The organism is Mycobacterium sp. 852002-53434_SCH5985345, from assembly GCF_001667155.1.
Taxonomy (GTDB): domain Bacteria; phylum Actinomycetota; class Actinomycetes; order Mycobacteriales; family Mycobacteriaceae; genus Mycobacterium.
Window position 1 is genome coordinate 41646 of the sequence record NZ_LZIE01000027.1, and the last position, 26528, is coordinate 68173.

29 protein-coding genes and 1 tRNA gene are annotated in these 26528 nt (G+C 66.7%); 1 reads left to right on the plus strand and 29 read right to left on the minus strand.

The window, feature by feature from the left end:
• Nucleotide 1 precedes the first annotated feature (1 nt).
• From A5756_RS05355 to argS, 21 genes are all read right to left on the minus strand, one after another.
• Nucleotides 2-445 (minus strand): DUF2550 domain-containing protein, encoded by a 444-nt coding sequence (locus tag A5756_RS05355; protein WP_066948424.1) that lies wholly within the window; start codon nucleotides 443-445, stop codon nucleotides 2-4.
• Between the two features lie 17 nt (nucleotides 446-462).
• On the minus strand, nucleotides 463-828 hold the full coding sequence (locus tag A5756_RS05360; RefSeq protein WP_066948427.1) for a F0F1 ATP synthase subunit epsilon: 366 nt from the start codon (nucleotides 826-828) through the stop codon (nucleotides 463-465).
• Between the two features lie 33 nt (nucleotides 829-861).
• Nucleotides 862-2328, minus strand: coding sequence for a F0F1 ATP synthase subunit beta (atpD, locus tag A5756_RS05365; protein WP_066948432.1), 1467 nt, complete (start codon nucleotides 2326-2328; stop codon nucleotides 862-864).
• A 21-nt stretch (nucleotides 2329-2349) separates the two neighbouring features.
• A complete protein-coding gene (locus tag A5756_RS05370; protein ID WP_066948435.1) occupies nucleotides 2350-3258 on the minus strand; it encodes a F0F1 ATP synthase subunit gamma in 909 nt (302 codons plus the stop codon).
• A gap of 6 nt (nucleotides 3259-3264) precedes the next feature.
• Nucleotides 3265-4941 (minus strand): F0F1 ATP synthase subunit alpha, encoded by a 1677-nt coding sequence (gene atpA / locus A5756_RS05375; protein ID WP_066948440.1) that lies wholly within the window; start codon nucleotides 4939-4941, stop codon nucleotides 3265-3267.
• A 58-nt stretch (nucleotides 4942-4999) separates the two neighbouring features.
• Nucleotides 5000-6340: a F0F1 ATP synthase subunit B/delta gene (locus A5756_RS05380; RefSeq protein ID WP_066948443.1), complete on the minus strand. Its 1341-nt coding sequence runs from the start codon at nucleotides 6338-6340 to the stop codon at nucleotides 5000-5002.
• A 6-nt stretch (nucleotides 6341-6346) separates the two neighbouring features.
• Complete coding sequence (locus tag A5756_RS05385) at nucleotides 6347-6880, minus strand: F0F1 ATP synthase subunit B (RefSeq protein WP_066948447.1); 534 nt, start codon at nucleotides 6878-6880, stop codon at nucleotides 6347-6349.
• Between the two features lie 9 nt (nucleotides 6881-6889).
• On the minus strand, nucleotides 6890-7135 hold the full coding sequence (locus A5756_RS05390) for a F0F1 ATP synthase subunit C (protein ID WP_065052998.1): 246 nt from the start codon (nucleotides 7133-7135) through the stop codon (nucleotides 6890-6892).
• An 84-nt stretch (nucleotides 7136-7219) separates the two neighbouring features.
• Nucleotides 7220-7975 carry a F0F1 ATP synthase subunit A gene (gene atpB, locus A5756_RS05395; protein ID WP_066948452.1) on the minus strand — a complete coding sequence of 252 codons (756 nt, stop codon included), beginning with the start codon at nucleotides 7973-7975 and terminating at the stop codon, nucleotides 7220-7222.
• On the minus strand, nucleotides 7968-8462 hold the full coding sequence (locus A5756_RS05400) for an ATP synthase subunit I (RefSeq protein ID WP_066948457.1): 495 nt from the start codon (nucleotides 8460-8462) through the stop codon (nucleotides 7968-7970). Before A5756_RS05400 ends, atpB begins: the two co-directional genes overlap by 8 nt.
• Before the next feature lie 218 nt (nucleotides 8463-8680).
• Nucleotides 8681-9898 (minus strand): glycosyltransferase family 4 protein, encoded by a 1218-nt coding sequence (locus A5756_RS05405; protein ID WP_156659255.1) that lies wholly within the window; start codon nucleotides 9896-9898, stop codon nucleotides 8681-8683.
• 28 nt (nucleotides 9899-9926) lie between these two features.
• The gene (locus tag A5756_RS05410; protein WP_066948462.1) at nucleotides 9927-10586 is read right to left on the minus strand and encodes an L-threonylcarbamoyladenylate synthase; all 660 of its coding nucleotides are present in this window, start codon (nucleotides 10584-10586) and stop codon (nucleotides 9927-9929) included.
• Nucleotides 10579-11430 carry a peptide chain release factor N(5)-glutamine methyltransferase gene (gene prmC, locus A5756_RS05415; protein ID WP_066948467.1) on the minus strand — a complete coding sequence of 284 codons (852 nt, stop codon included), beginning with the start codon at nucleotides 11428-11430 and terminating at the stop codon, nucleotides 10579-10581. Before prmC ends, A5756_RS05410 begins: the two co-directional genes overlap by 8 nt.
• Entirely contained in the window at nucleotides 11427-12500 is a 1074-nt protein-coding gene (gene prfA / locus A5756_RS05420; protein ID WP_066948472.1) for a peptide chain release factor 1, read from the minus strand. Before prfA ends, prmC begins: the two co-directional genes overlap by 4 nt.
• A gap of 102 nt (nucleotides 12501-12602) precedes the next feature.
• On the minus strand, nucleotides 12603-12839 hold the full coding sequence (rpmE, locus tag A5756_RS05425; protein WP_066948533.1) for a 50S ribosomal protein L31: 237 nt from the start codon (nucleotides 12837-12839) through the stop codon (nucleotides 12603-12605).
• A 190-nt stretch (nucleotides 12840-13029) separates the two neighbouring features.
• Nucleotides 13030-14862 carry a transcription termination factor Rho gene (gene rho / locus A5756_RS05430; RefSeq protein WP_066948476.1) on the minus strand — a complete coding sequence of 611 codons (1833 nt, stop codon included), beginning with the start codon at nucleotides 14860-14862 and terminating at the stop codon, nucleotides 13030-13032.
• Nucleotides 14863-15129: 267 nt separating this feature from the next.
• Nucleotides 15130-16065: a homoserine kinase gene (thrB, locus tag A5756_RS05435; protein WP_066948537.1), complete on the minus strand. Its 936-nt coding sequence runs from the start codon at nucleotides 16063-16065 to the stop codon at nucleotides 15130-15132.
• 49 nt (nucleotides 16066-16114) lie between these two features.
• A complete protein-coding gene (gene thrC, locus A5756_RS05440) occupies nucleotides 16115-17197 on the minus strand; it encodes a threonine synthase (protein WP_066948479.1) in 1083 nt (360 codons plus the stop codon).
• A complete protein-coding gene (locus A5756_RS05445; RefSeq protein WP_066948483.1) occupies nucleotides 17194-18519 on the minus strand; it encodes a homoserine dehydrogenase in 1326 nt (441 codons plus the stop codon). The genes thrC and A5756_RS05445 overlap by 4 nt, the downstream gene beginning before the upstream one ends.
• Before the next feature lie 3 nt (nucleotides 18520-18522).
• Nucleotides 18523-19941, minus strand: coding sequence for a diaminopimelate decarboxylase (gene lysA / locus A5756_RS05450; RefSeq protein ID WP_066948486.1), 1419 nt, complete (start codon nucleotides 19939-19941; stop codon nucleotides 18523-18525).
• Nucleotides 19938-21590, minus strand: coding sequence for an arginine--tRNA ligase (argS, locus tag A5756_RS05455; RefSeq protein ID WP_066948489.1), 1653 nt, complete (start codon nucleotides 21588-21590; stop codon nucleotides 19938-19940). Before argS ends, lysA begins: the two co-directional genes overlap by 4 nt.
• Nucleotides 21591-21705: 115 nt before the next feature.
• On the opposite strand from argS, the gene A5756_RS05460 reads away from it, so the two are divergent.
• Nucleotides 21706-21778 (plus strand) — tRNA-Arg (locus tag A5756_RS05460).
• A gap of 56 nt (nucleotides 21779-21834) precedes the next feature.
• Here A5756_RS05460 and A5756_RS25790 read toward each other — a convergent pair.
• The 8 genes from A5756_RS25790 to A5756_RS26190 all read right to left on the minus strand — a co-directional run.
• On the minus strand, nucleotides 21835-22008 hold the full coding sequence (locus tag A5756_RS25790) for a hypothetical protein (RefSeq protein ID WP_156659247.1): 174 nt from the start codon (nucleotides 22006-22008) through the stop codon (nucleotides 21835-21837).
• Nucleotides 22009-22019: 11 nt separating this feature from the next.
• The gene (locus A5756_RS05465; protein ID WP_156659249.1) at nucleotides 22020-22298 is read right to left on the minus strand and encodes a hypothetical protein; all 279 of its coding nucleotides are present in this window, start codon (nucleotides 22296-22298) and stop codon (nucleotides 22020-22022) included.
• A 141-nt stretch (nucleotides 22299-22439) separates the two neighbouring features.
• A complete protein-coding gene (locus A5756_RS05470; protein WP_066948497.1) occupies nucleotides 22440-23177 on the minus strand; it encodes a PAS and ANTAR domain-containing protein in 738 nt (245 codons plus the stop codon).
• 108 nt (nucleotides 23178-23285) lie between these two features.
• Nucleotides 23286-23603 carry a hypothetical protein gene (locus A5756_RS05475; protein ID WP_066948501.1) on the minus strand — a complete coding sequence of 106 codons (318 nt, stop codon included), beginning with the start codon at nucleotides 23601-23603 and terminating at the stop codon, nucleotides 23286-23288.
• A 3-nt stretch (nucleotides 23604-23606) separates the two neighbouring features.
• Nucleotides 23607-23963, minus strand: a complete 357-nt coding sequence (locus A5756_RS05480; RefSeq protein ID WP_156659251.1) for a hypothetical protein — start codon at nucleotides 23961-23963, stop codon at nucleotides 23607-23609.
• A 609-nt stretch (nucleotides 23964-24572) separates the two neighbouring features.
• Nucleotides 24573-25418 (minus strand): phage major capsid protein, encoded by an 846-nt coding sequence (locus tag A5756_RS05485; protein WP_066948508.1) that lies wholly within the window; start codon nucleotides 25416-25418, stop codon nucleotides 24573-24575.
• Nucleotides 25419-25514: 96 nt separating this feature from the next.
• Complete coding sequence (locus tag A5756_RS05490) at nucleotides 25515-26228, minus strand: hypothetical protein (RefSeq protein WP_066948511.1); 714 nt, start codon at nucleotides 26226-26228, stop codon at nucleotides 25515-25517.
• The coding region (locus A5756_RS26190; protein ID WP_197505741.1) for a hypothetical protein at nucleotides 26225-26528 on the minus strand (304 nt) is incomplete at its 5' end. The genes A5756_RS05490 and A5756_RS26190, both read right to left, overlap by 4 nt.

Sequence of the window (26528 nt, forward strand, 5' to 3'; positions counted from 1 at the left end):
CCTAAACGCTGCGGCGACGAGCGCGTGGTGACGGACGGGACTCCAGCCAGGACAGGAAGGCCGTCAAAGCGCCCTTGTCCAGCGCGATCTCGTAACCGGTCCTGCGGTCCTGCGTCGTGTCGCGCAGCTCCAGCACGACGATCTCGTCGGTCATGATGTCGAATTCGTCGCCGCGCGGCGCACGCCGGGCGACGATTTCCACTCCCCTGCGGCTGAGTCGACGATCCGGCCACAAACGCAGGCTGGACAGCCGGTAGAACGCCGCCTCACCGCCGCGGTAACGAATCACGCCGTGACGCCAGCCGTGACCTCCGACCGCGGGGATGTCCCGCATGATTCCCGCCGTGCCGCCCTGACGCAGCTTCCACAACCGATAACTCAGCGCGACGACTGCGCCCGCGAGGACAACGACGAGCACGACCATGCCGACCATGGGCGCGCTCATCCTCTTGTCCGGAGTGGCTAGTCGATTGCGCCGACGGCGCGCAATCTGCCGCGCCCCCGCGCCGCGATGCGCGGGTCGTCGGACTCAGATTCCTCCCTGGCGGCGCTCTCGTCGATCTCGGATTCGAATGCGGCGGACTCGGCCAGGACTGTGACCGTCTCCTCGGTGACCGACAGGAACCCGCCTTCGATGGCGACCCGCAGATCGTCTTCGCCCTCTCTCTCGACGCGCACCATTGCGTCGTCGACCAATTGCGCTACCAGCGGGATATGCCGCGGCAGGATACCGATCTCGCCGACGGTGGTGCGGGTGAACAGGAAAGTCGCCTCACCCGACCAGATCTTCCGGTCTACGGCGACTATCTCAACATTCAAATCCGCCATGCCACAGTGCCCTTCACAGCCTCGACTCAGTCCTCAGGAATCCAGTTTGGCGCCGAAGCTTTCGGCTTTCTTGGCCAAGTCGTCGAGGCCACCGATCAAGAAGAACGCCTGCTCCGGTATGTGGTCGAAGTCGCCCTTGGTCAGGCGGTCGAACGCCTCGATGGTCTCCTTCAGCGGCACCGTCGAACCCGGCTGACCTGTGAACTGCTCGGCCGCCATCATGTTCTGCGAGAGGAACCGCTCGATGCGTCGTGCGCGCTGAACGAGCTGCTTGTCCTCTTCCGAGAGCTCGTCGATACCGAGGATCGCGATGATGTCTTGGAGATCCTTGTACCGCTGCAGGATTCGGATGACCTCCTGCGCCACGGCGTAGTGCTCGTCACCAACGACGCTCGGGTCCAGGATGGTCGAGCTCGATGCCAGCGGGTCCACCGCCGGGAAAATTCCCTTGGAGAACACCGAACGCGACAGTTCGGTGGTCGCGTCCAGGTGCGCGAACGTCGTCGCCGGCGCGGGGTCGGTGTAGTCGTCGGCGGGCACGTAGACCGCCTGCATCGACGTGATCGAGCGCCCGCGCGTCGACGTGATGCGCTCCTGCAGCTCGCCCATCTCGTCGGCCAGCGTGGGCTGGTAGCCCACGGCCGAGGGCATACGGCCGAGCAGGGTCGACACCTCGGAACCCGCCTGAGTGAAGCGGAAGATGTTGTCGATGAACAGCAGCACGTCCTGGCCGGCCTCGTCGCGGAACCACTCCGCCATCGTCAGCGCCGACAGCGCCACCCGCATACGGGTGCCGGGCGGCTCGTCCATCTGACCAAACACCAGCGCGGTGTCCTTGAGCACGTCAGCCTCTTTGAGCTCGACCCAGAGGTCGTTGCCCTCACGGGTGCGCTCACCGACGCCGGCGAAAACCGAAGTACCACCGAAGTTTCGGGCGATACGGTTGATCATCTCCTGGATGAGCACCGTCTTGCCCACGCCGGCGCCGCCGAACAGGGCGATCTTGCCACCACGCACGTAGGGGGTAAGCAGGTCGACGACCTTCAGGCCGGTTTCGAGCATCTCGGTGCGGGGCTCGAGCTCTTCGAACGGCGGCGGCTTGCGGTGGATCGACCAGTGCTCGAAGTCTTCGCCGTATCCGGGCTTGTCCAGGCAGTCTCCCAGCGCGTTGAAGACGTGACCCTTCACCTCTTGGCCGACCGGTACCGAGATCGGCTTGCCGCTGTCGGTCACCTCGACGCCGCGGACCAGGCCGTCGGTGGGCTGCAACGAAATGGTGCGAACCAGGTTGTCGCCGAGGTGCTGTGCGACCTCCAGCGTGAGGGTCTTCTTGAGTTCCTCGAACGTGATCTTGGCGTTGAGCGCGTTGAACAGTTCGGGAACGGATCCACGCGGAAACTCGACGTCGACCACGGGGCCGGTGATTCGTACCACGCGGCCGCTGGTCTCGGAGTTGGTGGACTTATCGTTCTTCTTCGTTGCTTCGGTAGTAGCAGCCATATTTTTCTTCTTCCTCGTGTGCTACTTGGCGTCGGCGAGTGCGTTTGCACCGCCGACGATTTCGCTGATCTCTTGGGTGATCTGAGCCTGCCGCTCGCGGTTCGCCATCAGCGTCAGTTCTTTGATCAGGTCGTCCGCATTGTCGGTCGCCGACTTCATCGCCCGTTGGCGCGACGCGAGCTCCGATGCCGCCGATTCAAGTAACGCGGCGTAGACGCGGGTCGTCACGTACCGCGGCAGCAACGACTCGAAAAGCGTTGTCGCGTCTGGCTCGAACGAGTACAGCGTATGAAGTTCCTCGGTGTCCTCGACATATTCCACGACCAGCGGAGCGATGCGGTGGGCCACCGCTGCCTGCGACATCATCGACTTGAACTCCGAGTAGACGATGTGCAGTTCGTCCACGCCTTGGTCGTCCGATGACTCGTCGTCGCCCGCACCCGTCATGAAAGTCTCGACCAGGGTCGAAGCGATCTCCGCGGCGTTCTCGTAGCTGGGTTGCTCGGAGAATCCCGTCCACGATTCGGTGATGTCCCAGTTGCGGAACTTGAAGTAGTTCAGCGCCTTCCGGCCAACCGTGTACACGACCGGCGTCTTGCCTTCCTCCCTCAGCAGCGAGAACAGCTCCTCGGCCCGACGGAAGATGCTGGAGTTGTACGCCCCGCACAATCCGCGGTCGGAGGACACCACCAGAACGCCGGCCCGCTTGGGTTCCTCTCGCTCGACCAGCAGAGGGTGATCCAGTGCGGCTTCGGAGGACAGCGTGGTCAGCATCGAGGTGATCTGAAACGCGTAGGGCCTAGCGGCTTGCAGCCGAGCCTGCGCCTTTCCGATGCGCGATGTCGCGATCATCTCCTGGGCCTTGGTGATCTTCTTGATCGACCCTGCCGAGCGAATTCGGCCGCGTAGTTCGCGAAGTGTGGCAGCCATTGTTAGTTACTTCTTGTCCTTGCCGCTCTTGGAGTCCTTCTTGTCCTTGGGCTTCTCCTTCTTGACCTGGACCGACTCCTTTTCGAGATCTTCCTCGTCCAGGGGCTCGACGTGCTCGTCCGGCACCACCGATCCACCGCCCGTGGCAGCGAACCCCTTCTTGAAGTTCTTGATGATCTCGGTCAGCTGGTTCTCGCCCTCTTCGGAGAGCTTTCCGCTGTCGCGGACACCGGCCAGGAACTTCTCTTCCGACGCCCGCATGTGGTCCAGCAACTCGGTTTCGAAGCGCCTGACGTCCTCGACCGGCACGGAGTCCAGGTGACCGCCGGTGCCCAGGAAGATCGAAACCACCTGCTCCTCAACCGGCATGGGCTGGTATTGCGGTTGCTTGAGCAGTTCGACCAGCCGTTCACCGCGCTCCAGCTGCGCCTTGGACGTCGCGTCCAGGTCCGAAGCGAAGGCCGCGAACGACTCGAGTTCGCGGTACTGCGACAGGTCCAGACGCAGCGAGCCGGCCACCTCTTTCATGGCCTTGATCTGCGCCGCACCGCCGACGCGGGACACCGACACACCGACGTTGATGGCCGGCCGCACACCCTGGTTGAACAAATCGGACTCCAGGAAGCACTGGCCATCGGTGATCGAGATGACGTTGGTCGGGATGTAGGCCGAGATGTCGTTGGCCTTGGTCTCGATGATCGGCAGACCCGTCAGCGAGCCGCCCCCGAGGTCGTCGGAGAGCTTCGCGCAGCGCTCCAACAGCCGCGAGTGCAGGTAAAACACGTCACCGGGGTACGCCTCGCGACCCGGCGGCCGGCGCAGCAGCAGCGAGATCGCGCGGTACGCCTCGGCCTGCTTGCTCAGGTCGTCGAAGACGATCAGCACGTGCTTGCCGTCGTACATCCAGTGCTGGGCGATTGCCGAACCCGTGTAGGGCGCAAGCCATTTGAAGCCGGCGGAGTCCGATGCCGGGGCGGCGACGATGGTGGTGTAGTCCATCGCGCCGCCCTCTTCGAGCGCTCGCCGCACCGACGCGATGGTGGTGCCCTTCTGCCCGATGGCCACGTAAACGCAGCGAACCTGCTTCTTTTCGTCGCCGCTCTCCCAGTTCTCCCGCTGGTTGAGGATGGTGTCGACGCAGACGGCGGTCTTGCCGGTCTTGCGGTCGCCGATGATCAGCTGCCGCTGACCGCGACCGATCGGGGTCATCGCGTCGATGGCCTTGATGCCGGTCTGCAGCGGCTCGCTCACGCTCTGCCGCTGCACCACGGACGGCGCCTGGATCTCCAGGGCGCGGCGCGTGTCGGTGTCGATGTCTCCCCGGCCGTCGATGGGGTGGCCGAGCGGATTGACGACGCGTCCGAGGAATGCGTCGCCGACGGGGACGGACAGCACCTCCCCGGTGCGCTTGACCTGTTGGCCCTCTTCGATTTTCTCGAAGTCGCCCAAGATCACCGCGCCGACGCTGTGCTCGTCGAGGTTCAGTGCGACGCCGAGGACCCCGCCCGGGAACTCGAGCAGTTCCTGGGTCATGACGGAGGGCAAGCCTTCGACGTGCGCGATGCCGTCTCCGGCATCGACGACGGTACCGACCTCTTCGCGGGAGGTGTCGGAGGTGAAAGAGCCTACATACTCCTCGATGGCGTTCTGGATGTCATCAGCGGAGATCGTCAACTCGGCCATGGCTTTTCGTCTTCCTACTTGATCTTGGTTCGCGTGTGGTTGTGGTAGGCGGTTGGTGTCAGTCGGGCAGTTGCGCCTTCGCAGCGGCGAGGCGAGAAGCGAGTGTCCCGTCAATCACTTCGTCTGCCACGGAGATGAGCAGACCGCCGAGCAGTTCGTCGGAGACCTGCAGCTGCACCGTCACCGGATGACCGTAGATACGGCCGAGCACGTCGGTGAGGCGAGATCGTTGGGCGTCGCTGAGGTCGGCCGCCGCGCTGACTCGCGCGACGATCTCGCCGTGGCGCGCCACCGCAACTTTCGCCAAGAACTGGAAGGCCTCCTCGGCCGACTCACCCCTGAGCAGTTGGACGGTTTGGGTCAGCAGCGCCACCACAATCGGATCGACCCGGGCGCTGGCGCTGTCAAGAACCTTGCGAAGCAGGTCGATTCGGCCTTCGACCGGCACGCCGTAGTCGCCCAACATGATCCCGAGCCGGGGCTGTGCGTCCAGGATGCGGGAGAAGCGGAACAACTGGTCTTCCACGTCGTCGACCTTGTCCTCGCGTTCGGCGACTTCGAGCAACGCCTGGCGCGAGATGTGCTCGATCGCATCGCCCAAATCGGAGTTGGCCGACCAGCGCTCCGAGACGGCCATCCGCAGAACGTCGAGCGTGGCGTCGGCGACTTTGCCCGAGACCAGCCGCTCGATAAGCCGTACCCGGGGCGCCGGATCCTCGGCGGGCACGGTCAGGTACCGGGTGACAACGATCTCGCGGTCCAGCATTTCGGCGACCGAAACGAGCTCGGCGGACAGGCTGGAAAGGGCCTTGTTGTCAAGGTCTTTGGCGATGTCGCTGAACCGCTCCGCCAGGCTGGCCACCGCCAGCCGACTGGCGGAGCGCATCTTGGCCAGCAGCGGATATTGGACCTCTGCGGGTGCCGGGGCCATCGCTTCGAGGTCGTCCAGGAAGCGATCGACGGTACCCGCTTGTTGCGCGGGGTCGGCGACGTAGTTACGCACCAGCTCGCCTGCCTGACGCACCGCCTCGTGACCGAGTTCCAGGCGAAGCTGGCGGCTCAGCTGGGTGCGCAGCAGGTCGGCCTGGCGGGCACCCTGCGCGGTGATGCGTTCGGACTCGACACCGGCCTGGGTCCGGAACTGTTCGGCGATGCGGCCGGAATCCGTCTCCGCTTCTTCGACGAGCCGCTCGGCCTCAGTCTTGGCGGATTCCACCGCGTTGCTGTGGGCGGTGGTCGACTCGCTCAACCGATCTGCCGCTGCCGCAGAGTCTTTCAACTGTTGGCGCACGGTCTCTTGGCGGGCGGCCATCAGACGACGTACCGGCGGCACGACGTACCGCACGACCAAGAGCACGATGGCCGCGAAACCGATCAACTGCCCGATGAATGTCGACATACCCGATTACCGTCCAGATTTCCCGGTTGCAGATGCTGCCGAAGTGGCCGGGACCACCTCGACGCCAAGGATCCGGCTCGCCAGCGTCGCCGCCATGCCCGCCACGTTGGCGCGCAGATCCAGCTCCACGGCGTCTCTCTCCCGCTTGAGTTGCTCGGAGGCCATTTGCAACGTCGACATCACCTGTTGCTCGGCACTGGCGCGCGCGTCTTCGACCACCTTACGGCCCTCGGCGCGGGCATTGTCGCGCAACGACGACGCCTGAACCCGGCCCTCCGTCAGGGCCTCCTCATAGTCGGCCTTGGCGGCGTCGAACTGCTCGGCCGCCTTCTTGTTGTCGGCGGCCGTCTTGGCAACCATGTTGTCGCGTTCCCGCAACACCCGCATGACCGGCGGCACCACGAACGTACCGATGACGGCCAGCACGATCAGGAAGATGGCCAGCACAAAGAAGAAGGTGCCGTTGGGGACGAGGAAGTTGTTGCCTCCCTCTGCCACCACCTGGCTGGATGCCAAAATGCTCAGACTCGCGTCACGCATTGCAGCGAATTACTTGACCGGGGTCGCGAAGACGAACAACGCCATGAACGCCAGGTTGATGAAGTAGGCCGCCTCGACCAGACCGACCGTGATGAAGAACGGCGTGAACAGCCGGCCCTGCGCCTCGGGTTGCCGGGCGATACCCGAAACCAGCGCGTTACCGGCGATACCGTCACCGATGCCGGCGCCGATCGCGCCGCCACCCATGATCAGGCCACCGCCGATGAGAGCGGCGGCAGCGATTTGTGGGTCCAGGGCTGCCATTCTTTTCCTCCTTGATAGCTGGTAGCGGTCTACCAGGCCTCTGTAATGGTGTGTGGGACAAAGCGATTGGTGACCTCAGTCATGGTGTTCCTCGATCTCCATGGCCTGGCTGAAGTAGAGAATCGTCAAGATCGAGAAGATGAACGCCTGGATCGCCCCGACGAACAGGTCGAAGGCCTTCCAGATCGCGTTGGGCGCCCACATGATGTACGGCGGGAAGAGCGCGATCAGCGCGACCAGGATGCCGCCGGCGAAGATGTTGCCGAAAAGTCGGAGCGACAACGAGATCGGCTTGGCGAGCTCTTCGACGAGGTTGATCGGGGCCAGGAACGCCACGTGGCCCTTGAGCACGGCGAGCGGGTGGCCGACGATGCCGCGGCGCCAGATGCCCGCCACGTGATAGCAGACGAACACGAAGAGGGCCAGCGCCAGAACGTAGTTGATGTCCGCGGCCGCCGACTTCAGCAGTTCGGTGGTGTGCCCCGACTTGTCGGTGTACTGCAGCGGGAGCACCGACAGCCAGTTGGAGATCAGGATGAACACGAAAATCGTGACGGCCAGCGGCAACACGAACGGCGCGATCCGCATCCCGACCGCGCTCTCGATCTGATCGCGCATCTGGACGGTGATGGCCTCCCAGAACAACTGCACACCGCTGGGGACCCCGGTGGAGGTGATCTTCGCCCGCAGGAAGAAGGCCAGTGCCAGCACGATCACGGCGGCGATCGCGGTCGACAGAATCGTGTCGGTGTTGACGGTCAGCCCGAGCCATTTGGCCTGGCTGTGCTCCCCAACCTCGATTGCGGCGGCCAGGAACGTCGTCTCAGTCATCGGTGCTGCCTCTTCCTTCCGTTCCTTCCGATCCCGCGGTGACGCCGCCTCCGTCCGAGGGATGGGCGTCCGCCCAGTCACCGGCGCGCAGCTTCTTCCACACCGGAAGCGCCGTCGATGCCACCAACAAAACCTGGAAAAGCGCCAGCCCGAACACGACACCCAGGCCGGCGGGCCGGAAAATGTAGGCGATGATCAGCCCGATGATCGTGATAATCGCCAGCCGGGTAGCAGAATTGAGCGCCATCGTGCTTTTCAGCGGGTGCTCTTTCGCGGTGATCGACGCGACCGAACGGCGCACGAGAAGGGCGTTGAGCAAACCGAGCAGCAACCCGACGCCGAAGAAGACCCCGACCATCGGGTGACCGGTCAAGCTGGCGGCGACGACTGCCACCGCAGTAACCGCAATGCTGAGGACGAACAGCCGGACCGGGCGGAACGCCACAGAGGGAAACACCAACGGCGCGTCCTGCGCTGGTGTCGTCACTGCAGCACCTCAATCCCAAGTTAGTGGAGCGGGAGTCCCCCGACCGACTGATCGGTGGCCCGCCGAGCGTATCGCACGTCACAGTGGAATCACCCAAGGGGTATCTCCCGACGCGACTCCCCAGCCGACCCAACCGGATCTGCGTCCGATGGACCGGCGTTCTGTGCGGCTTTTTGGGGTTCTACCTGCACCGTACCATACGGCGAACGCCACTACTACTAGCTGTCGTAGTCCTCGTCTTCGTACTCGTCTCGCCGGCGCATTAGCGGGATCGCCGTCGCGACGCCGGCGACCACGATCGCGCCCAACATCACCGCGGCGGTATCGCGGGGATTGAAGAAAATGGTGCTGGCGGCGCCGAACGCGACGATGCCGACCCACAGGTAGATCAACAACACCACCCTGCGGTGGGAATGACCGATCTGCAGCAAGCGGTGGTGCAGGTGCATCTTGTCCGGGCTGAACGCGCTGCGACCCGCGCGGGTGCGGCGCACGATCGCCAGCAGCAAATCGAGCATCGGCACGAACATGACGGCGACCACCAGCAGGAACGGCGACAGGAGCGCGAACACGTCGCGCGCACCGTAGGCGTTTTGCGAAACGGGGCCGGCGGCGGTGGTAGAGGCCGCGGCGAGCATCAGGCCGATCAGCATCGAGCCCGAATCACCCATGAAGATCTTGGCGCGGTGGAAGTTGTGCGGCAGGAAGCCCAGACAGGCACCCGCGAGCACCACGGAGATCACGGCGGGCGGATAGAAGAGCACATCGCCGCCGTGGTCGCGCAACAGGCCGACCGAGAACATGCAGATCGCCAGAGCCGTGATCAGCCCGAGCCCGGCGGCCAGTCCGTCGAGCCCGTCGACGAAGTTCATCGCGTTGACGATGGACACCGTGAGCGCCAGCGTGAGCAGGATCGACGAGGCTTGGTCCAGCACGATGGTGCCGACACCGCCGATCGGGATATAGAGGACGCTCCAGGCCACGCCCATGGTGACCAGCACGCTGGCCGCGGTGATCTGGCCGGCGAATTTCGTCAGGGCGTCGAGCCCCCAACGATCGTCGATGAGGCCGATGCCCATGATCACCGCGCCGGCCACCAGTACGGCCGGCATACCCGTCGAATAGACGAACCCGCGAGTGAGCGCCGGAAGCTGGGACGCCAGGAAGACGGCCGAGAGGACGCCGAGGAACATCGCCAGCCCGCCCATGCGCGGGGTCGGGGTCACGTGTACGTCGCGTTCCCGCGGATAGGCAACCGCGCCCAGCCGGGTGGCGAGCACGCGCACGGGACCGGTGGCGAAGTACGTGATGATGGCGGCGGTCAGTCCAACGAGTGCAAGCTCGCGCAGCGGGACACCGGTGCCCCGGTCACCCAGGGCGAGCAAACCACTGGCTAGGTCGGTTATGTCGCTGGACACGTCGAGACCGTACTGCACCAACCTGGCAACCAGAGAACCGCTCGGGCTAGGCCTGGGCGGTCAGGCTTTCGAGGTCTAACCCGAGCACTTCCGCGATCCGTTCGGCGCTCACCGGGCCGGGCCGCAGGATCCGCGGGGCGGAACCGGTGAGGTCGACGATCGTGGAAGCGGCCTGCTGCTCAGCCGTCCCCGCGTCGAGATAAACGTCGACGAGATCGCCGAGTTGATCACGGGCCTCGTCGGCATCCACCGCGGGCGGACGGCCGGACACGTTCGCGCTGGACACCGCCATGGGCCCGACTTCGCGCAACAGCTCGATGGCGACCGGGTGCAGCGGCATCCGCAGCATCACGGTGCCGCGTGCGTCGCCGAGGTCCCACTGCAGCGACGGCGCCTGCGTCACCACCAGGCTCAGCGCCCCCGGCCAGAACGCGCGGATCAGGTCGCGGGCCCCGTCCGGCATAGTGTAGACGAGACCCTCGATGGTGTGCCACGAGCCGACCAGCACGCCGACCGGCATGTCGCGTCCCCGCCCCTTCGCCGACAGCAGGGCGGCCACCGCGGCGCTGTTGAAAGCGTCGGCGCCGATGCCGTAGACGGTGTCGGTCGGCATGACGACCAATCGGCCACCCTTCAGCGCCCCTGCCGCCGAGGCGATCCCGCGCGAACGTTGATCGGGATCGGCGCAGTCAAAGACTTCAGTCATCCGCCCGCTCCTTTCTGCGGGCGGTGACGAATCTCGGCCGGCCGGCCAGGTCATTGCGGGCGGTGGCGTCGTCGAAAAGCCCCGTCTCACAAATTAACTCGACGGTCGGCTGCGACGTCGTGTCGTCATGTTCGACGGCAAAGATGCCGCCCGGGCGAAGCCAGCGCCCGGCCAGGCGGACGATGGGGCCGATCACCGCCATCCCGTCCGGGCCGCCGAACACCGCATGGCGTGGGTCGTGTTGGGCGACTTCGGGTTCCACCTCCGCGGCGTCGGGAACGTAGGGCGGATTGGCCACCACCAAGTCGACTCCGTCGTCCAGTTCGGAAAGCAGTCCCCGGGCTGTGACGTCGGCCTGCAGGAGTTCGACCGGGGTGCCCGCCGCGTTGCGGCGCGCGTACTCGAGGGCCGTCCCGGAGTCATCGATCCCGATGATCCGCGCCGTGGGGTGGTGCTGGGCCAGCGCCACCGCCAATGCGCCCGAACCGGTGCACAGATCGACGATGACGGGCCGGGTGGGGAGGCGCTGTTCGGTCACCCACGCCAAAAGGGCTTCGGTTTCCGGGCGCGGGATGAAGACGCCGGGCCCGACGTGCAGCATGAGCGGGCCGAACGCGGCTGCGCCGGTGAGATGCTGCAAGGGCACCCGCCGGGAGCGTGCGGCCACGACGTCGCGGTAACGACCGAAGAAGTCGTCGCCGGGCGACTCGAGCAAGGCCAGCCGACCGCGCTCGGTGCCCGTCAGGTGCGCGGCCAGCTCCTCGGCATCCCAACGGGCGGAGTCGATTCCCGCTTCGGCGAGCGTCGCCGCCGCGGAGTCGATCGCACGCCGCAAGACACTCATGCCTGTTGCAACCGGGACTGTCTGTCGGCGGCTCCCAACGCGTCGAACATCGCGTCCAGGTCGCCGTCGAGTACTTGATCGAGATTGTGTGCCTTGTAACCGATTCGGTGGTCGGTGATCCGGTTCTCCGGGAAGTTGTAGGTGCGAATGCGTTCGCTGCGGTCGACGGTCCGGATCTGGCTGGCCCGGTCGGCCGATGCGTCTGCCAGTGCCTGCTCTTCGGCCAATGCCTGCAGGCGGGCGGCCAGCACCTGCAACGCACGCGTCTTGTTCTGCAGCTGCGAGCGTTCGTTCTGACACGTGACCACGATGCCGGTGGGCAGGTGCGTGATTCGCACCGCGGAGTCGGTGGTGTTCACCCCCTGGCCGCCCTTGCCGGACGAGCGGTACACGTCGACGCGCAGATCCGACTCGTCGATCTGCACCTCGCCCACTTCCTCGGGTTCGGGATAGACCAATACGCCCGCCGCCGAAGTGTGTACGCGGCCTTGCGATTCCGTCACGGGAACGCGCTGCACCCGGTGCACCCCACCCTCGAACTTCATGCGGGACCACACTCCGTCGGCCGAGTCGCCCTTGCTGGCGATGGACAGCGTCGCGTCCTTATAGCCACCGAGGTCCGACGTGGTTTCGTCCAGCACGGTCACGTTCCAGCCGTGCCGCTCGGCATAGCGGATGTACATCCTGGCCAGGTCCGCCGCGAACAAAGCCGATTCCTCGCCGCCCTCGCCGGATTTGACCTCTAGCACGATGTCGTCGGCGTCATGCGGGTCGCGCGGCGCCAGCATGTCGGTCAGTTGGGTGTCCAATTCAGCGACCCGTGATTCCAGTTCGGTCACCTCATCGGCGAACGACTCGTCGTCGGCGGCCAGCTCGCGCGCCGCCTCCAGGTCACCGCGCGCCGCCTCCAACTTGCGATGCGTCGCGACGATCGGGGCCAATCGGGCGAACCGGCGGCCGGCTTTGCGCGCCTCGGCGGGATTGCTGTGCAGGTCGGGATCCGCCAGCCGTTGCTCGAGCTCGGCGTGTTCGGCCAACAGCACATCAATGGTTTGCACCGGCTGCGTCACCTGTCACCTCCTGCCCGCTCAGCCCCGCGTTCTCATTTGCCGTAAACGCAAACCGACGCCCGGCCTGTGCTCTCTCGCACAGTTCGGGCGTCGGCAACGCAGCTATTTGTCGGTGTCGTCCGCCGCGGCACCTTTGCGCTTGCCGTAGCGCTTCTCGAAGCGGGCCACCCGGCCGCCGCTGTCAAGAATCTTCTGCTTGCCGGTATAGAACGGGTGGCACTGCGAGCACACCTCCACGACGATGTTGCCGCCGGGCTTGGTGCTGCGGGTCTGGAACGTGTTTCCGCACCCGCAATGCACCGTGGTCTCCGCGTAAGCGGGATGAATGTCAGATTTCATGCTGTCCTCTTCGATCTTGTCGAGCACCGATTATGCCGGGTCAACCGCTGTTCTCCCAAAACAACGGGGTACCCGTCGGCATTCCCGGCGCTTGGGTTGCGTCGAAACTTAAACCATGGCGGCGCCAGTCGGCGTGTCGCGTACGTGCTCTAAGTGTCGCGGTGACGACGCGCCGAGGAACGTGGTTCGGTTAGTCGTTGTCCATCGATCCCGGTGTGGTCTTGGAGACCTGCACCAGGAACTCGTAATTGGTCTTCGTCTTGCGCAGCTGCGACATCAGCAGGTCGATGGCCTGGTGGGAGTCCAGACCCGACAGCACGCGGCGCAGCTTGTGCACGATGCCGAACTCGTCCGGCGAAAGCAACAGCTCGTCCTTACGGGTGCCGGACGGGTTCACGTCGACCGCCGGGAAGACCCGTCGTTCGGAGATCTTGCGGTCCAGTTTGAGCTCGGCGTTACCGGTGCCCTTGAACTCCTCGAAGATGACTGTGTCACCGGTGGATCCGGTCTCGACCATCGCGGTGGCGATGATCGTCAGCGACCCGCCTTCCTCGATGTTTCGCGCGGCACCCAGGAACCGCTTCGGCGGATACAGAGCGGTGGAGTCGACACCACCGGACAGGATCCGGCCCGACGCGGGTGACGCGTTGTTGTACGCGCGGCCCAGGCGGGTGATCGAGTCGAGGAGCACCACGACGTCCTTGCCCTGCTCAACGAGCCGCTTGGCGCGCTCGATGGCCAGCTCGGCGACTGCCGTGTGGTCCGTGGGCGGCCGGTCGAAGGTCGAGGCGATGACCTCGCCCTTGACGGAGCGCGTCATGTCGGTGACCTCCTCGGGGCGCTCGTCGACGAGCACGACCATGAGGTGGCATTCCGGGTTGTTCTTGGTGATCGCGTTGGCGATGTCCTGCAGGATCGTCGTCTTACCGGCCTTCGGCGGCGACACGATCAGGGCGCGCTGGCCCTTACCGATCGGCATGATCAGGTCGATGACCCGGGTGGTCAGCCGGTCGGGAGTGGTTTCCAGGCGAAGCCGCTGGTTGGGGTAGAGCGGCGTCAGCTTGCTGAAATCGGGTCGCTTCTTCGCGTCTTCGACCGGACCGCCATTGACGCTGTCCAAGCGGACCAGCGGGTTGAACTTCTGACGCTGGTTGGGCTGTTCGCCGTCCTTCGGCACGCGAACCGCGCCGGTTACCGCGTCGCCGCGGCGCAGGCCGTTCTTGCGCACCATGTTCATGGACACGTAGACGTCGTGCGGACCGGCCAGGTAACCGGAGGTGCGGACGAACGCGTAATTGTCGAGCACGTCAAGGATTCCGGCGACCGGCTGCACGACGTCGTCCTCACGGAGTTCGGTGTCGCCGCCCTCGCCGGACCGCTCGCCGCGCCGCCTGCGATCGCGGAAGCGGCGACCACGCCTGCCGCCACGACCGTCGCCGTCGTCGTCCTGCTGGTTCGAGCCGCCGCGAGACTGCTGGCCGCCCGAGCCCTGCTGATCACCGCTTTGCTCGCTGCCCGAGTCCTGGCCGCGCTCTTCGCGCTGGTTGTCGCGCTTGCCGCCCTGGCGGGCGTGGTCCTCGCCGGTCGCATTGCCCTCGCGGTTGCGTGAGCGCTCGCCATCCGCTTCGTCGCCGGTGCGGGCTGATCCCGGCTCGCGTGAGGCGCTGCGCCGTTCGCGGCGGGGCGCCTCGGTTGTCGAACCGTTCTGGTGGTCCTCGCCAGCCGGTACTTCAGCACTGGCGGCCTCGGACTTGGCGCCGTCCTCGGAGGTGGTGGGGGCGGATGTCCCGTTGGACTGTCCCCTGATTTCCTTTATGGCGGCGATGAGTTCGTTCTTGCGCATGCCCGACGTCCCCTTGACGCCGACCTCGTTAGCCAGCGCGCGCAATTCGGGAAGCACCATGGTCGACAGAGAGCCAACCGTGGCTTTGGTTTTGACATCGGGTGTGTCTGGGGTCACAGCGCTCGGCACCTCGTTGCTGTCGGTGCTCGCGTCAGCCGTGAACAGGTCCGTATCGGTCACGGAGTTCCTTTCTTCCCCCGTTGATCACGTCATACGGGGGGTTCGTTGCATTCAGCCAAATCGCCGAGTGCGCCCAAATATCGACTCTGCAACGGTGATCGCCTTAATCGGCGGAGTAAGCGGCGAACCTCGTCCACGAGAAGAATTGGTGTTGTCCTAGCGGCAAGGCAGTATGTATGCAGATGCAGATGCTGCGATTGCTGGACGGGTCCGAGGATAGCCCGCATCCTGCCTGGAAGCAAGCAAACCCTCCGGCCACGCTGTGGATCAACCGGGGACTGTGACTCCCGGGCTCCAGCGAACTCCTTCGCCGGCGGTCATCTCAGTAAGGGCAAATCCGTTCGCGGCCCCGTACTCCACCACTTCCGTTGGCAACTCCGGCGCCGTGCTCAGCGCAATCAGTGCCGGACCAGCCCCCGAAAGTGTCGCTGCCACGTTATGACGCCGCAACAGTCGCAAATATTCCGCGGAGGCGGGCATTGCGGGAGCCCGCTGCGGCTGGTGGAGCACATCCTCGGTGGCCGGCATGAGCATGTCCGGGCGTTCGCTCAGCGCTACCACCAGCAATGCGGCCCGGCTGACGTTGAACCGGGCATCCTCGTGGCTCACCTGGGCGGGCAGTAGCACCCGGGTCTCCGCGGTCAACGAGCGCTCTTGGGGTATCGCGCAGTACAGACGGATGTCGGGGTGCAGGCGCACGGACACCGCCGAATACCGGGGACGGTCGCCCGAGCTGTCGATCCAGGAAACCACCGCACCACCCAGCACGGCGGCCGCAGCGTTGTCGGGATGACCCTCGAACTCCGAGGACAGCTGGATCAGCTGAGCATTGCTCAGCAGATCCGAATCCGTCTGCGCCACAAGGCCATTGGCCGCAGCCAGGCCGCCGACCACGGCCGCCGCGGACGAGCCCAGGCCACGGGAGTGCGGAATGGCATTGCGGCAGCGGATCACCAGGCCCGGGGCCTGGACGCCGACGGCCCGCAGTCCGCATTCGACGGCACGCACCACCAGGTGTTCTGAGCCCCGCGGCACCTGCTCGGCGCCCTCCCCTTCGACCAGCACGACCAGGCCGGAATCCGTTGTCTCCACGACGATCTCGTCGCAGAGGCTCAACGCCAAACCGATGCTGTCAAAACCGGGACCGAGGTTGGCACTGGACGCCGACACCACGGCGCTCGCCACCAGCCCGGCGGACAGCATCTGGCTCACCGACAAACCGCCATCGGCTCTGCCGCGCTTTCGATCGCCACTATGCAAGCCCCAGCTTCTCGACGACGAGCACCGGATCGACGGGTAGCGGGGAGACGGTCGGCATGTCCCTCAGCGCGGTGTCGGGATCCTTGAGGCCGTTGCCGGTCACCGTGCACACCACGGTCGACCCGCGCTCCACCCAGCCGTCATCGACGGCCTTGAGCAGACCCGCGATGCTGGCCGCCGAGGCGGGCTCGACGAAGACGCCTTCACTTTCGGCCACCAGGTGGTACGCGGCCAGGATCTCCTCATCGGTGGCGGCCAGGAAGCGCCCGTTGGACTGCTGCTGCGCGTTGACCGCGGCCGCCCACGAGGCGGGGGCGCCGATGCGTATCGCGGTCGCGATCGTCTCGGGGTTGCTGACCGGGGCGCCGTGCACCAGTGGTGCGGCGCCGGCCGCCTGGGTGCCCAGCATCCGGGGCAGCTTGTCGATCACGCCGTCCTGGTGGTACTCGGTGTAGCCCTTCCAGTACGCGGTGATGTTGCCCGCGTTGCCCACCGGGAGAGCGTGCACATCCGGCGCGGCACCAAGCGCGTCGACGATCTCGAACGCCGCCGTCTTCTGGCCCTCGATGCGGACCGGGTTGACCGAGTTGACCAACGCGATCGTCGGGAAGTCGGCGGCCATTTTGCGGGCCAATTCCAGGCAGTCGTCGAAGTTGCCGTCGATCTGGATGATCTTGGCGCCGTGCATGACCGCCTGAGCCAGCTTGCCCATCGCAATCTTGCCCTGCGGAATGAGCACCGCGCAGGTGATGCCGGCACGAGCGGCGTATGCCGCCGCCGACGCCGACGTATTGCCGGTCGAGGCGCACAACACGGCCTGCTGGCCCCGCGCCAGTGCGTCGGTGACCGCCATGGTCATGCCCCGGTCCTTGAACGAGCCGGTCGGGTTGAGGCCCTCGACCTTGAGGTGGACCGTGCAGCCGGTCTTTTCCGAGAGACGCGTCGCGGCGATCAGCGGAGTGCCGCCCTCGAGCAGGGTGACCGGGGTCCAGTCGTCGCCCACCGGCAGCCGGTCGCGGTACGCCGCGATCAATCCGGGCCACGGTTGGTGCACGGCGGTATGCGGGACGCTCATGAACCCGTCTCTTCCAATCGCAGGACACTGGTGACGCCCTGCACGACGTCCAAATCCGCCAGCGCATCGACGGTTTCGGAGAGTGCGGCGTCGGTGGCGCTGTGGGTGACCACCACGACACGGGCTACCACCCGCCGCCCGCCTTCGTCGGACACCCCCTCCTGCCGGACCTCGGCGATGCTCACCTCGCGCTTGGCGAATTCGGCCGCCACCGTGGACAACACGCCCGGCTTGTCGGCGACGTTCATGCTGACGTAGTAGCGGGTGCTGATGAAACCCATTGGGGCGATGGGAAGCTGGGCGTATTTGGACTCTTTCGGCCCGCGGCTGCCCAGTACCCGGTTTCGGGCGGCCATCACCAAGTCACCGGTGACCGCGGATGCGGTGGGTGCGCCACCGGCGCCCTGACCGTAGAACATCAGCCGGCCGGCCGCCTTGGCTTCGACCACCACGGCGTTGAACGCCCCACTGACGGTGGCCAACGGGTGCGAGAGCGGCACGAGCGCCGGATAGACGCGGGCCGAGACCCGTTCCTGTCCATCGTCACCCGGGATGCGCTCGCAGATGGACAGCAGCTTGATGGTGCAGCCCAAAGACCGTGCGGAGGCGAAGTCGGCCGGGGTGATCTTGGTGATGCCCTCGCGATAGACGTCGTCGGCGGTGACCCGGGTGTGAAAGGCGATCGATGCCAGGATCGCGGCCTTGGCCGCGGCGTCGTAGCCTTCGACGTCGGCCGTGGGATCGGCCTCGGCGTAGCCCAGGGCGCTCGCCTCGGCCAGGGCGGTTTGGTAGTCGGCGCCGGTGCTGTCCATGGCGGACAGGATGTAGTTGGTGGTGCCGTTGACGATGCCGGCGACCCGCAGCACGGTGTCCCCCGCCAGCGACTGGGTGAGCGGGCGGATGACCGGGATCGCACCCGCGACCGCCGCCTCGAAATACAGGTCGACGTGAGCGTTTTCGGCGGCCTGCGCCAATTCCCCGGTGGAGGTGGCCAACAGCGCCTTGTTCGCCGTCACGACCGATTTGCCGTGCTCGAGCGCGCGCAGGATGGCCTTGCGGGCCGGTTCCACCGGCCCCATCAGCTCCAAGACGATGTCGACGTCCTCGCGGGAGACGAGTTCCTCGATGTTGTCGGTGAGCAACTCGATCGGGACACCGCGGTCGGCGGCGACCCGCCGCACTCCGACGCCGCGCAACACCAAGGGCGCGCCGACCCGAGCCGCGAGGTCATCGGCGCTGTCCTCGATGATTCGGACGACTTCGCTTCCGACGTTGCCGAACCCGAGTACCGCTACGCCGACAGGCTTTTCGTCACGGGGCACAGTTCACCTCACTTCCAGACTCAGTAGATCGTCAACCGTCTCGCGGCGCAGGATCAGCCGGGACCGCCCCGCGCGCACCGCCACCACCGCCGGCCGGCAGATCATGTTGTAGCGGCTCGACAGCGAATAGCAGTACGCGCCGGTCGCCGCGACCCCGAGCAGGTCACCGGGCCGAAGGTCGTCGGGCACCCACGCGTCGCGCACCACGATATCGCCGGTTTCGCAGTGCTTTCCGACGATCCGCGCCAGCGTCGCCGGTGCGTCGCTGTCGCGCGAGACGAGCCGGGCGTCGTACTGCGCGTCATAGAGCGCGGTGCGGATGTTGTCGCTCATCCCGCCGTCGACGCTGACATAGCGGCGTTGGGCCGTGCTGCTCACGTCGACGTCCTTGACCGTGCCCACCTCGTACAGGGTGATGGTGCCGGGCCCGGCGATGGCACGTCCGGGCTCCACCACCAGCCTCGGGGTGGGCAGCCCCACGGCCGCCGACTCGTTGCCGACGATGGCAGTCAGCTTGGCCGCCAGTTCCGCCACCGGTGGCGGGTCGTCGGTGCCCAGGTATGAAATCCCCAGTCCCCCACCGAGATCCACGGTCGAGATCTGCCCCGTCTTGTCGACGCCGAATTCGTCGACGATTTGCTGCAGCAGCCCGATGACGCGATGAGCGGCGACCTCGAAACCGTCGACGTCAAAGATCTGGGAGCCGATGTGGCTGTGCAGGCCCACCAACCGCAGGTGATCGGTGGCGAACACCCGGCGCACCGCGGCCATCGCTGCGCCGCTGGCCACCGACAGCCCGAACTTCTGGTCTTCGTGTGCCGTGGAGATGAACTCGTGCGTGTGCGCCTCGACCCCGACGGTGAGACGCACGTAGACGTCCTGGACGACTCCGGCCTCCCCCGCGATGGCGTCGAGGCGCTCGATTTCGGTCATCGAGTCCAGGACGATGTGCCCGACACCGACTTTGACCGCCGCGGTCAGCTCCGCGACGGATTTGTTGTTGCCGTGGAAGGTGATCCGCTCCGGCGGGAAATCGGCGTGCAGCGCGACCGCGAGCTCGCCGCCGGTGGACACGTCGAGCGAGAGGCCTTCCTCATCAACCCAGCGCGCGATCTCGCTGCACAGGAAGGCCTTGGCCGCGTAGCACACGTTGTGCCCACCGCCGAAGGCCGTCGCCAGCTCGCGGCACCGAGAACGGAAGTCGTCCTCGTCGACGACGAACAGCGGGGTGCCGTACTCCTGGGCGAGTTGGGTCACCGGGATTCCAGCGAGGCCGGCCACACCCGCGTCGTCGCGAACGATGTTGCGCGGCCACACGTTCGGCGCGAGCCGCAGCAGCTCGTCGGGGGATTGCGGTCGCGGCGGGCTATTGAGGGGCCGAGTCTCTTCGGCGTGCCGCGGACCGGCGGGGTGTACGTTCACATTCGCTCCGGAGCGGTGACGCCGAGGATCGTCAGCCCGTTGGCGATGACCTGGCGGGCGGCCTCGCACAGCGCCAGGCGCGCGACGTGCAGGTCGCTGGGTTGTTCGTCGCCCTGGGGCAGAACCCGGCATGAGTCGTAGAACCGGTGGTAGTCGCCGGCCAGGTCCTCCAAGTAACGGCACACCCGATGCGGTTCCCGCAGGGACGCAGCCGTTTTCAGCACACGGGGGAATTCCCCGATGCTGCGCAGCAGGGTGCCCTCTTTGTCGTGGCTGAGCAGCTCGAGATGGCCGGTGTCGGGGGCCAGGCCCAGTTCGGCGGCGTTGCGGGCCAGCGCCGAGAGCCGGGCATGCGCGTATTGCACGTAGTAGACCGGGTTTTCGTTCGACGCCGACGACCACAGCGCCAGGTCGATGTCGATCGGGGTGTCGACCGACGAGCGGATTAGGCTGTAGCGCGCCGCGTCGACGCCGATCGCCTCGACCAGGTCGTCGAGCGTGATAACGGTTCCGGCCCGCTTGCTCATCCGGACCGGCGCGCCGTCGCGGACCAGGTTCACCATCTGCCCGATGAGGACCTCGACGGTCGCCGGGTCGTCACCGAACGCGGCGGCAACGGCCTTGAGCCGGGCGATGTATCCGTGGTGGTCGGCGCCGAGCATGTAGATACACAAGTCGAAGCCGCGCTGCCGCTTGTCCAGGTAGTAGGCGATGTCACCGGCGATGTAGGCGGGCTTACCGTCGCTCTTGATCACGACGCGGTCCTTGTCGTCACCAAAAGCGCTGGTGCGCAACCAGGTTGCGCCGTCCTTTTCGTAGATGTTGCCCGTCCCGCGCAACCGGGCGATGGCTTGGTCGACCCGGCCGCTGGTGTGCATCGAGTCTTCGTGGGTGTAGACGTCGAAGTCGGTCCCGAACTCGTGCAACGACTCTTTGATGTGGGTGAACATCAGGTCGACGCCGATGGCGCGGAACGTCTCGCGCATGTCGGCGTCGGGCAGGCTCAGCGCGTCGGGCGCCTTCAGCAGCACCTGCGCGGCGATGTCGTTGATGTAGGCGCCGGCATAGCCGTCCTCGGGCGTTGGTTCGCCCTTGGCGGCGGCGATCAGCGAGCTGGCGAACCGGTCGATCTGGGCGCCGTGGTCGTTGAAGTAGTACTCGCGCTCGACGTCGGCGCCCTGGGTGGCCAGCAGCCGCCCCAAGGCGTCGCCGACGGCGGCCCAGCGGGTGCCGCCGATGTGGATGGGTCCGGTGGGGTTGGCCGAGACGAATTCCAGGTTGATCTTGTGGCCGCCCTGCGCGTCGGAGTGGCCGAAGGTGTCGCCGGCGTCGAGGACGTTGTTGACGATCACCGCCTGCGCCTGCGCCTCGAGGCGCATGTTGATGAAGCCAGGACCGGCCACCTCCGCCGAGGCGACACCGTCCGCCTCGGACAATGCCTCGGCCAGCCATCCGGCAAGTTCACGCGGGTTGGCGCCGACCCGCTTGCCCAGCTGCAGCGCCAGGTTGCTGGCGTAGTCGCCATGCTCGGGATTGCGGGGCCGCTCCACGGTGACGGTCGCCGGCAACGCGGCAGCATCCAGCCCGCGCTCGACCAGCACCGCGGAGGCGGTGGTCTTGAGCAGCTCAGCGAGGTCAGCGGGGGTCACGAGCGTCCATCCTATTGGCTGAGGTGCCCGCGCCCCGAATCCATTGCGGTGGCAAAGCGGCTACCGACATGCGCTAGTCTGGCGGGGCCCAATGGCGCAACACCGAAGTCGTAGCGCCCCCGTAGCTCAGGGGATAGAGCGTCTGCCTCCGGAGCAGAAGGCCGCAGGTTCGAATCCTGCCGGGGGCACCCTCTGAGCAGCGCATATGGAAGCCCATGCGAGATTCGTGCAAAATCGGCTCAAATCACGCCTTGCCGACCAGCCGCCCTTTGCCGTCGCCCAGCTCGCAGCCGTACTCGTCGAAGTGCTCGCGGCACAGATACCACCAGCAGGTGCCGGGCACTTTGGCGTCGGCGTAGGCCGGGCGCTCGACCCGGTTGACGTGGCACACGTCGCAGTTGGGGATGGTGGCGGTCATGGCGGACCTCCTCACGGCAAGCGGCGCTTGCCCTCGGTGATGGGGGCCTTGGGGCGGCTCGCGCGGCGGGTGGTTGTCACCGCCGGGGCCTGCACCTTCAGGCTATCGCCTGGGCCCGACAGCACCGGGGGCGGGCGCTCGCCGTCAGGGGCGTCAAGCGCCGTCGGGCACTGGCGGTCGCGCCCAGAACGGTTGCGGGCGATGCGCAGGCCGACCTCCCAGTCGCCGCCGCGCAGGAACGCGCCGACGAAAGCGAACATCTTCCTCGGTAGCTCATTGCTCCGAACCACGGGCACCGCTCAGATCTGAGCGGTGAGAACCTGCGCCGCTGGATCGCCGCCGCCAAGCGCAGCCGAATCCCTGCCTTCGTCGCCCTCAGCAAACGTCTACAGGTACTACTTCGAGGCTGTCATCGCCGCCGATCATTAATGTCATCGCCGCGCCTTCTTGTGAGTTACGTCTTCTACCGTCAGTGTCATCAGGTAGTGGTCGACGGGGCGACGCACCTCGGCGTGCTCCTGAAGCAATACAGGGATGTCGGTGGCGACTTTCTCAGCGATGGAGTTGAGCTTGACGTTAAGTTCTTGGGACCGCCATTTCAGGATCCCGAAGGCGGCGTCGGCGCTTAGCCCGTAGATCGCCATAAGCATTCCTTTAGCCTGATCGATGACCGCGCGGTTAGCGACGATGACCTGAAGTTCGTCGCCGAGGCTTTGTTGGAGGTCGGCCTTAATGTCGTCATTGATGTCGACGTAGAAGCCTTGCGTGGCGACGATGTGGCCGTCCTCATCGGTGACGGCGTCGCCCACCACGACCACGCTGCGTACTTCACCTGCAGCGGTGAGAATGCGGTGCCGACTGCTGAACGGCGCCGCGGATTGCTGCAAGAGACCCTTGACCTTGGCCAGATCGTCGGGATGTTTGTGGCTCAGCACGAGTTCGGTCGTGGGCTCGACCTCGCCGGGGGTGTATCCGTGGATCCGGGCGACGGTGTCTGACCACGTCCAGGTGTCGGTCTCGTAGTGGTACACGAAACGTCCGACTCGCTGCGGCGCACCCCCCAGAAGTGCCTGATCGACGACAGTGACGGGCTGGCCATCAGTGCTGGGTCGCTCATCGGTGGTAAACGCTTCGCCAGTGAGCGACTTATCGGCAGCGGACTTGGGCATAGCACAGATTATCCGTCAATTCCGGTCCTGCAACCGGATAGGTCTCATTACGGCGTAGCAGCCCGGCGAGGCCGCCCAACCCAAGCAGACCGACCAGCAATACTTCAGCTACAGCCCGTGCTCGGCGACGAATTGGCGCGGGTCGTCGCTGAACGTCATGGCACCGTCGGGCGACACCTCGGCGTAGGTCAACGGTGTGACCCGCACACCGTCGCGCGCCCAGCGCGGCAGGCACCCGGCGAACACCGTCACCGGCTCACCGGCTCGCAGCGCGTTCAGGCGCTTCTCGGATCCCTGGTAGCCGGGCAGATCCGGTGTCCACGCCAGCGCCCGGCCAGGGGCCGCCTGGGCGGCCTGCTCGCGCTCGGTGAGCCAGCGGTAGGCCTCGGAGGTGGCACCGGTGCCCGGCTGCTCGGCGTAACGCATCGCTCAGGCCCCGCGCGAGGGTGTCTTGTGGGCCTCCCAGCGCATCCGCCCGGCGCGCTGGTGGCGCTCGGACTTGGCCACGCCGGGGCCGGGATTCAGCCGCCAGAGGTAGTCCATCTTCGCCTTGTTGAGCAGGCGCACCTCGGCGGAGAGCTTGGTGACGTTGGTGGCGCGCGGCTCGGGGCGGGCCAGCTCGCGGTCCAGCAGGGCGCGCACCACATCGGCGCGGTCGGCGCACTCGGCGGCCAGGTCCAGGGCCACCACCTCGGCCTCGGTCCATTCCAGGGCGCGGCCACACTCACGCGAGGCGCGGGCCAGCGCCTCGGCGAACTGGGCGCGGAGCTGTTGTCCTGCGGTCATGTTGGGCATTGTCTCACCGTTTTCGCCGAGCTTCCGGGTCGCCAAGCGTGGCGACATCGGGATCGGAAGAACATCGAGACTCGATGATCTAGTACGGCCCACTGACCTGGCACCGCGACGACGAGCCCGAGGCCACCGAGCCCGAGGTGGGCTCGGGGGACGCTGAGCAAGGGGCCCTCAGAGCCGGGACCGCTGAGCCCGGCAGCCGGGGCCGCTCAGCACGCTGGCCGAGACCGTATGCTGCGCGGGCGCGCGCGGGGGGCTGTCGGGCCACCCTCCCCATGGGGGTGGTGACCGTGGCCCCTCGGCGGGGCGCGAAGGCCACCATGGTCCCTCCGCGCGGCGGCGCCGGGCCCGCCCTGGATGGTGGCGGCAGACCCCTGGATGGCGACCACCCTGGATGGCACAACCACCCTGGATGGTGCCCTTCGGGAGGGATCATGCACGCGCCCAATCTCTCTGCGCACCAGTATAGTTGGCGACCGCCCTGGCAAGGGAGTGAAGCCAGGGACGGCGGGAGAAGGTGGGCGCCCGGCGGCGCTACCGCCAGAACTCCCTCGACCTCGTGATTGAGTTTCAGAGAGCCACCGCCGAGCGTCCACCGGCCTGTTAGGAGCCGCCCGTGCCGATGCGGATGACGGCGGCCTGGTGCGGCCAGGCGAAGGAGACACGCATGGTGGCGCGGATCGCCACCCGGTCGCTGCTGAAGAACGCGCTGGTGTCACTGATGACGCTGGTGTCTTGGCGCATGACGACGAACGACTTCGCTTGTGCGACAAGCCAAACCAGGCCCTCCTCGATGTAGGGCGACCAGTAGGCCGGGACGCCCAGGATCGACCGCTTGGTGGGCGAGGTGGCGTCGGGCCCGAGCAGCGGCAGGTTGTAGCCGGTGCCGATCTTCAGCTCGGAGAGCTGCAGCAGCGTGGTCGGGTGGGCCACAAAGGATCTCGCGAGGCTGGAGTCAACCTGCTCCAGTTTGGACAGCGCGGCGGCGAAGGCGTCCAGGTTGGTGAACGTGGAACCGCCGTCAACGTGCTGCACCCCGCCCAGGCTGTCGAGGCCGTCGGGCCCGTTGGCGGTCGTGGCGCCGAAGAACGCCCGGTCGAGCTTCTGTGCCAGGTCGCGCACGATCGAGCCCCCGACCACCGACAGCGCCGACGGGTTGGAGTCGGCGAGCAGCTCGTTGGAGACGACGGTCAGGGACGCGAGCTTTTTGGGCGTGACTTCCAGCTCGTCGAGTGTCGGGTCGCTGAGGTTGATCTCGTCGCCTTCGGCGGTCCAGCCGCCGGATACGTCGGAGACGACGATCGGGAACCGGGTGGTGTGGGTGTCGATGGTGACCGGGGTGCTGATCTGCACGCCGACGGAGGTGCGGGTGAGCGGTTCGACGACCAGGGTCTGCACCTGCTCGGGCGTCAGGATGGATGCGCCGCCGCCGGTGGTGAGTAACGTCATTGAATTGCCTTTCAGGAGGGCGTGATTCGGGGACATCCGCGCCGGTGCCTGACCGGGGTGGTGCGGTGTGCCCTCCTGGGGCGACTGCGGCTTAGCTTACCGCCCTTCGGGGTGCAGTGCCTGCGCCCAGCTCGCCGGTCGCGGCACGGTGTCGATCCCGGTGGCCCCGGAATGCAGGCCCCTGCTCCAGCTCATCGGGGGAACCGGCGTTTTCCAGTGCTCGGGGACGCGAGCGGCGACCAGTTCGGCGAGCTTGGCCGGGTCGACCGCGTCGGCGCCGTCGGCCAGCACCTCGTGCACGTCGGCGAGAAGCCACAGCTCGGACGGGGCGACCATCCGCTGTCCGAGGGCGAGCGCCTCGGCGTCGGCGCGCAGCCGGGCGTCGAGGGCGTCTTGCAGCTCGCCGACGCGGTGGGCGGCGGCCTGTAGCCGTTCCTCGGCGGCGGCCAGCGCGACGCGGCGGTCGGCGCTTTCGCGGCGCAGCTTGCCGACCATGCTGGCCAGGGTGTCGCGGTCGAGATCGTCCAGGGCGCTGGGTGCTTCGGCCCCGTCGCCCTCGGCGGCCCCGTCCTGGGCCCCAGCGGCCTGCTGGGCCAGCTCCTCGGCGGCGGCGGTGTAATCCTCTGCGCTGAACGGGTGGTCGTCGTCGGCGCCGTCCAGGGGGTCGACGGATTCGGCGTCGGGTTCCTGCTCGGCGCCGGGCTCCTGCTCGCCGGTGCGATCGTCGAGCGGCTCGCCGGTGTCCTCGGTCAGGTCGTCGTCGTCTTCTGATGCGCCAGCGTGGTTCTCAGGGTCGGGAATGGTGTTCATGAGGTGGGATCTCCCTGGGGTTCGAGGGTGGGCCAGCTTCGGTTGCGCACGCCCGGTGAGAGCCAGCGCACCCGCGTGGTCAGGGTGGCGGGCAGTGTGTAGCCGAGGGTTTCGAGCAGGGCGCGCTCCACGGTGGTGGCCGGTCGGTCGAAGACCGTGCGCCTGTCGTCATGGTTGCGGCGGGCGCGCTCGGCGTCGGCGGCCTGGGCGGCGTCCTCGGCGGCCTGCAGATCGGCGGGCAGCGATGCGAAGCGCAACCAGCCGCGAGGGTCGCTGCGGACGTGGGCGCCGATGGTGTCC

Excerpts from the sequence above, each read along its gene's own strand:
- A5756_RS05355 (WP_066948424.1), bottom strand. The coding sequence starts at position 445 with ATGAGCGCGCCCATGGTCGGCATGGTCGTGCTCGTCGTTGTCCTCGCG.
- A5756_RS05360 (WP_066948427.1), bottom strand. The coding sequence starts at position 828 with ATGGCGGATTTGAATGTTGAGATAGTCGCCGTAGACCGGAAGATCTGG.
- atpD (WP_066948432.1), bottom strand. The coding sequence starts at position 2,328 with ATGGCTGCTACTACCGAAGCAACGAAGAAGAACGATAAGTCCACCAAC.
- A5756_RS05370 (WP_066948435.1), bottom strand. The coding sequence starts at position 3,258 with ATGGCTGCCACACTTCGCGAACTACGCGGCCGAATTCGCTCGGCAGGG.
- atpA (WP_066948440.1), bottom strand. The coding sequence starts at position 4,941 with ATGGCCGAGTTGACGATCTCCGCTGATGACATCCAGAACGCCATCGAG.
- A5756_RS05380 (WP_066948443.1), bottom strand. The coding sequence starts at position 6,340 with ATGTCGACATTCATCGGGCAGTTGATCGGTTTCGCGGCCATCGTGCTC.
- A5756_RS05385 (WP_066948447.1), bottom strand. The coding sequence starts at position 6,880 with ATGCGTGACGCGAGTCTGAGCATTTTGGCATCCAGCCAGGTGGTGGCA.
- atpB (WP_066948452.1), bottom strand. The coding sequence starts at position 7,975 with ATGACTGAGACGACGTTCCTGGCCGCCGCAATCGAGGTTGGGGAGCAC.
- A5756_RS05410 (WP_066948462.1), bottom strand. The coding sequence starts at position 10,586 with ATGACTGAAGTCTTTGACTGCGCCGATCCCGATCAACGTTCGCGCGGG.
- prmC (WP_066948467.1), bottom strand. The coding sequence starts at position 11,430 with ATGAGTGTCTTGCGGCGTGCGATCGACTCCGCGGCGGCGACGCTCGCC.
- rpmE (WP_066948533.1), bottom strand. The coding sequence starts at position 12,839 with ATGAAATCTGACATTCATCCCGCTTACGCGGAGACCACGGTGCATTGC.
- thrB (WP_066948537.1), bottom strand. The coding sequence starts at position 16,065 with ATGCTGTCCGCCGGGCTGGTGGCGAGCGCCGTGGTGTCGGCGTCCAGT.
- thrC (WP_066948479.1), bottom strand. The coding sequence starts at position 17,197 with ATGAGCGTCCCGCATACCGCCGTGCACCAACCGTGGCCCGGATTGATC.
- A5756_RS25790 (WP_156659247.1), bottom strand. The coding sequence starts at position 22,008 with ATGACCGCCACCATCCCCAACTGCGACGTGTGCCACGTCAACCGGGTC.
- A5756_RS05470 (WP_066948497.1), bottom strand. The coding sequence starts at position 23,177 with ATGCCCAAGTCCGCTGCCGATAAGTCGCTCACTGGCGAAGCGTTTACC.
- A5756_RS05475 (WP_066948501.1), bottom strand. The coding sequence starts at position 23,603 with ATGCGTTACGCCGAGCAGCCGGGCACCGGTGCCACCTCCGAGGCCTAC.
- A5756_RS05480 (WP_156659251.1), bottom strand. The coding sequence starts at position 23,963 with ATGACCGCAGGACAACAGCTCCGCGCCCAGTTCGCCGAGGCGCTGGCC.
- A5756_RS05485 (WP_066948508.1), bottom strand. The coding sequence starts at position 25,418 with ATGACGTTACTCACCACCGGCGGCGGCGCATCCATCCTGACGCCCGAG.
- A5756_RS05490 (WP_066948511.1), bottom strand. The coding sequence starts at position 26,228 with ATGAACACCATTCCCGACCCTGAGAACCACGCTGGCGCATCAGAAGAC.